A 4815-nucleotide genomic window follows, 5' to 3' on the forward strand; every position below is an offset into this window, starting at 1 on the left:
GCGGCGCATGAGCTCGGCGGCGCGCCGGGCGGCGGCGGCGCACCCGGCGGCGGGCACCCCGCGGCCGAAGCGCAGCGACGCCTCGCTCGGCAGCTTCTGACCGATGGCCGTGACGCGGATGCTCGTGCGGTCGAACTGCGCGGCCTCGATGAGCACGCGCGTCGTCGCGTCCGTGACCTCGCTGTGCAGCCCGCCCATGACGCCGGCGAGCGCGACCGGCCCCGCGCCGTCGCAGATCAGCAGCGTGCCGGTCTTCAGGTCGCGGCGCGCGCCGTCGAGGGTCGTCATCGCCTCGCCCTCGTGCGAGCGGCGCACGACGATCACCGGCCCCGCCCCGCCCTGCTCGCCCCGCAGCCTGTCGAGGTCGAAGGCGTGCAGCGGCTGGCCCGTCTCCCACATCACGTAGTTGGTGACGTCGACGACGTTGTTGATCGGCCGGATGCCGGCCAGGCGCAGCCGGTGGCGCATGACAAACGGCGCCGGGCCAATTGCGACGCGCTCCACCACCGCCCCGCAGTAGCGGTTGCACAGCTCGGGGTCGTCGATGCGCACCGCGATCGCCGCGGAGGCCTCGCCCCCGCCCTCCACGACCGCGTCGTCGCGCTCCACCAGGTCGCCGCAGCCCATGGCCGCGATCTCGCGGGCGATGCCGGCGAGCGAGAGACAGTGCGCGAGGTTCGGCGTCAGCTCGACGTGCAACACGGTGTCGCCGAGCAGGTCGGCCAGCGACGTCCCCGGCACGGCGTCGTCGGGGAGCACCATGATGCCGGTGTGCTCGCCGCTGATGCCCAGCTCCTTCTCGGAGCAGACCATCCCCTCGGACTTGACGCCCCGGATCTTCGAGGGCTTGAGCGTGATGGTGCCCCCCTCCGGCGCGTAGGCGTCGATCAGGCGCGCCCCGACGAGGGCGAGCGGCACCTTCACCCCGGACATGCCGACCGTGATGTTCGGCGCGCCGGTCACGACCTCGATCGTGCGGCCGGCGCCGTAGGCCACGGTGGCCAACGTCAGCCGGTCGGCGTTCGGGTGGCGGCGCACGGCGGTGATCTCGCCGACGAGCACCCGCTCGCGGTCCCAGTCGAGGCCGACGCACTCGACCTCCTCGACCTCGATGCCGGCGGCGGGCAGGCGCTCGAGCAGCTCCTCGAGCGGGACGCGCAGGGTCACGAACTCCGAAAGCCAGCTCAGCGGCACGCGCATGGCTCGCCTCTCATCCGAACTGCGCGAGGAAGCGCAGGTCGTTGCTGTAGAAGTAGCGGATGTCGTCGATCCCGTGCACCTGCATCGCGATGCGCTCGGGGCCCATGCCGAAGGCGAAGCCCGAGAACTCGGCCGGGTCGTACCCCCCGTTGGCGAGCACGCTGGGGTGGATCATGCCGGCTCCGGCGATCTCGAGCCAGCCGGTTCCTTTGCAGATCCGGCAGCCCTTGCCACCGCAGAGGATGCAGTCCATGTCGACCTCGACGCTCGGCTCGGTGAACGGGAAGTAGCTGCCGCGCAGCCGCAGGCGCCGCTCCCCGCCGTACATCTGGCTCGCGAAGCTCTCGAGCAGCTGCTTGAGTTGCGCCATCGTCACGTTGCGGCCGACCGCCAGCCCCTCGACCTGGAAGAACATGAACTCGGAGCGCGCCGAGACCGCCTCGTAGCGGAAGACGCGCCCGGGGAGCACCACGCGGAAGGGCTCGGGGTGGTGGCGCTTCATGGCGTGGATCTGCCCCGGCGAGGTGTGCGTGCGCAGGAGCGTCTTCTCGTCGACGTAGAAGGTGTCCCACATGTCGCGCGCCGGGTGGTGCTGCGGCATGTTCAGCAGCTCGAAGTTGTAGTGGTCGCTCTCGACCTCGGGGCTCTCGAAGACCTCGAAGCCCATCCCGTGGAAGATCCCGCAGATGCGCCGCAGCGTCTGCGTCGTCAGGTGCAGGCGCCCCGGGTCCGGCGGCGCCCCGGGGAGCGTCACGTCGACGCGGTCGGCGGCCTCGGCCGTCGCGCGCCGCTCGACCTCCAGCGCGGCAACGCGCCCGTCGAACGCGGCCTGGAGCGCGGTCTTGATCTCGTTGGCCAGCGCGCCGATGCGCGGCCGCTCCTCCTTCGCCACCGTGCCGAGCTTCGTCATGAGCGTGGCGAGGCTGCTCTTGCGGCTCAGGTACTCGACGCGCCAGGTTTCGAGTGCCTCGTCGCGCGCTGTCGCCAGCGCGGCCAGCGCCCGTTCGCCGAGTGCGCGAATCTGTTCTTCCATGGTCTCCCTTTCGAAGAAAGGCTTGAAATTCCCGGGATTTTCTATCATCCCGGGCGAGCGCTTGTCAAACGCGCGGCGGACCTGGCAGCCCCGTGGGTTGCGGGATCGCGCCGCGGAACCAGCGCGAACGCGAGAGCGCGAGCGCCACCACGGCCCCGAGCCAGAGCCCCGCGACGACATCGCCGGGAAAGTGCGCCCCGCCGAGCACGCGCCCCGCGGCGACCAGAGCGGCCAGTGCCAGCCACAGCAGGCGCCACCGCGGGGCAAGCAGCGTCAGCGCGAGAGCGAGCGCGCCGGCCGTGGTCGCGTGGCCGGACGGGAAGGAGGCGTGCTTGTAACCGCCATGCCAGAGCGCGAAGCCGTAGTGCGCCTTCGCGGTGAAGAGCGCGATCGGCCGCCATCGGGCGAAGGCGTCCTTGGCGAGGTCCGCGGCCAGGCCGGAGACCGCCACCGCGGCGAAGAGATAGAGCGCCCGCTGCGCCAGGAGCGGCCGGTGCGCGGCGAGCCGCAGTATCGCGTAGGCCAGGGCGAACCCGATCAGGTACGGCGCCGAGGAGCCAGGTGCCGACATCGCATGCGCCGCGGCGGCGACGCCGGGCGCGAGGCCGTGGGCCCAGAGTGCCACCGGGCGATCCACGGAGAAGTAGCAGGCGGCGACCGCGGCTGCGACGAGCAGCGCGATCAGGGCGTGCTGGGCACACTCGCCCCCGAGGGGCTGGGGGCGGTCTTCGCTCACGGGGACGCGGCGCTCAGGCGTCCGCGCCCTGCCCCGATTGCCGGCGGAAGACGTCGACGGACGCGGCGGCGACCTCGGCGAGCATTTCCTTGCGGGCGAACTCGACGCGTTCGACCGGGATGCCGAGAGCGCCGGCGACCTGCTCGGTGCTCTCGCCGCCCTGGAAGTGCCGCTGGGCGATCGTCACCTTGAGGAAGTCGTCGATGATGATCCGGCGCAGATCCGGGTCCGCCACGTCGATCCGCGCGCAGGCGGCGTCGAAGGCCAGCCCCGCCGCCATCGCGGCGTTGATAGCGGCGAACCCCTCCGCGTGGAGGCGCTCCTCCTCGTCGGTGAAGGCGCCCGTGGGGCCCTGGGCGTTCCCGGTCATCGGACGCGGCGGCTCCGTGCCGCCCTCATTTCTTGCCGCCTTCCTGCCAGCCCTTCTGGAAGTCCTTGGCGGCTTCCTTCGAGGCCTCGACCCCTTGCTTGGCGGCCTCGGTGCCCTTCTGCAGGCCTTCCTTGAGCAGTTCCTTGCTCTTGTCGAAGGCCTCGCGCGCCTCGCGGCCGGCCTTCTCGCTCGCGGTCTCCTTCTTCTGGCAGCCGCCGGAGAAAAATGAAAATGCAAAGACGGCCGCCGCCGCGACGGCGCCCATCACGATCCACCGCTGCCTCGAGCCTGTCTTCGCCATGGCGTCCCCCTGTCCGAGTTCGTACGGGACATTCTAGCGCATGCGGCGCGCGCAGGGGAAGAGCGGGGAGGGCGCGCCCGGCCGCGCCGCCCCAGCGGATGCGCTTCGTCCTATCTTCCGCGATCGTCCGCCGACGGCCCGTAGATCGAGGGCACCTTCCCGCCCATCGGGCGCAGGTATGCGGCGAGCTGCCCCCGGTGGTGGATCGAGTCGAAGAGGATGAACCAGAGAAAGGCGCCCGCCGGCTGCTCGAGCACGAGCGCCCCCTTGTGGAAGAAGCGCGCCGGCTGGTCCCAGGCCGCGTCGTCCATGGACGTGACGCGCGCGACCAGTTCCTCGGACCAGCCCGCGAAGTGCTCCCGCATCTCGGCCAGCGGCGGCGGAGGCGACGCGTTCGACTCGCCCCGGTGGGTCGTGGCGACGTCGAGGCTCGTCCTGGTCGCGTGGACGATCTTCCAGGCCAGCTCCGCCGCCGACGGCGAGCGCTCGTGCGCCCGATACGCCAGCCGATCCGCCGGCAGTGCGTCGAGGACCCGCACGAAGGCGGGATACTCCGCACGGCGGCGCTCCAGGTAGAACTCGCGCAGATTCATGGCTCACCTCGCATGGAAGGGGGACGATGAGCGGAATCTATGTTCCCACGCGCGCTTCGGCAACATGCGACAACAGGAAGAAGACAAAAAAAGGCCCGGCGGATTGCCCCGCCGGGCCTTCAACAATATTCCTGGCAGCGTCCTACTCTCCCACCCCCGTACGGAGGCAGTACCATCGGCGCTGGAGGGCTTAACGGCCGTGTTCGGAATGGGAACGGGTGTGACCCCTCCGCTATAACCGCCAGGAAATCCGTGCGCCGCACTCGCTAGCGTCCCATCTGCGGCGTTGCGCTCCTTGCGCCTGCCTGCGGCGACCACCAGGTCGCCTCGGCATTCGCTTCGTCGCGCGCCTTGCATCTGGAGCACGATCGAGCACGGCGGAACTGAATATCAGGCGAGAATCAAGCAGTGACCAGAGCGCGGCCGTCATTCGCAGAGCGGCCGTTCGGGCCGAATCTGCTAAAGACGAAATAATGGTCAAGCCTCACGATCGATTAGTACTGGTTAGCTTAACGCATTACTGCGCTTCCACACCCAGCCTATCAACCTCGTCGTCTACAAGGGATCTTCAGGGGCCTTGCG

Annotated in this window: 6 protein-coding genes and 2 rRNA genes; all 8 read right to left on the reverse strand. The window is 70.3% G+C overall.

All coding sequences use genetic code 11. From position 1 onward, the window contains the following. A partial coding sequence (locus tag VI078_10290; GenBank protein HEY5999673.1) for a phenylalanine--tRNA ligase subunit beta occupies positions 1 to 1200 on the reverse strand: 1200 nt, incomplete at its 3' end. A 10-nt stretch (positions 1201 to 1210) separates the two neighbouring features. Continuing rightward, on the reverse strand, positions 1211 to 2233 hold the full coding sequence (pheS, locus tag VI078_10295; protein ID HEY5999674.1) for a phenylalanine--tRNA ligase subunit alpha: 1023 nt from the start codon (positions 2231 to 2233) through the stop codon (positions 1211 to 1213). Positions 2234 to 2297: 64 nt separating this feature from the next. Next, entirely contained in the window at positions 2298 to 2969 is a 672-nt protein-coding gene (locus VI078_10300) for a phosphatase PAP2 family protein (protein HEY5999675.1), read from the reverse strand. Positions 2970 to 2982: 13 nt separating this feature from the next. Then, positions 2983 to 3339: a hypothetical protein gene (locus VI078_10305; protein HEY5999676.1), complete on the reverse strand. Its 357-nt coding sequence runs from the start codon at positions 3337 to 3339 to the stop codon at positions 2983 to 2985. Between the two features lie 25 nt (positions 3340 to 3364). Further along, positions 3365 to 3640 (reverse strand): hypothetical protein, encoded by a 276-nt coding sequence (locus VI078_10310; protein HEY5999677.1) that lies wholly within the window; start codon positions 3638 to 3640, stop codon positions 3365 to 3367. 110 nt (positions 3641 to 3750) lie between these two features. Beyond that, positions 3751 to 4233, reverse strand: coding sequence for a DinB family protein (locus tag VI078_10315; GenBank protein HEY5999678.1), 483 nt, complete (start codon positions 4231 to 4233; stop codon positions 3751 to 3753). 129 nt (positions 4234 to 4362) lie between these two features. Then, positions 4363 to 4479: ribosomal RNA gene (gene rrf, locus VI078_10320) — 5S ribosomal RNA — on the reverse strand. Positions 4480 to 4706: 227 nt separating this feature from the next. Then, positions 4707 to 4815 (reverse strand): 23S ribosomal RNA (locus VI078_10325); the annotation flags it as partial.

The organism is bacterium, assembly GCA_036524115.1.
Taxonomy (GTDB): domain Bacteria; phylum JAUVQV01; class JAUVQV01; order JAUVQV01; family DATDCY01; genus DATDCY01.

What these genes read in the sequence shown, in the direction of transcription:
- pheS (HEY5999674.1), bottom strand. Translation starts at nt 2,233, where the DNA reads ATGGAAGAACAGATTCGCGCACTCGGCGAACGGGCGCTGGCCGCGCTG.
- VI078_10305 (HEY5999676.1), bottom strand. Translation starts at nt 3,339, where the DNA reads ATGACCGGGAACGCCCAGGGCCCCACGGGCGCCTTCACCGACGAGGAG.
- VI078_10310 (HEY5999677.1), bottom strand. Translation starts at nt 3,640, where the DNA reads ATGGCGAAGACAGGCTCGAGGCAGCGGTGGATCGTGATGGGCGCCGTC.
- VI078_10315 (HEY5999678.1), bottom strand. Translation starts at nt 4,233, where the DNA reads ATGAATCTGCGCGAGTTCTACCTGGAGCGCCGCCGTGCGGAGTATCCC.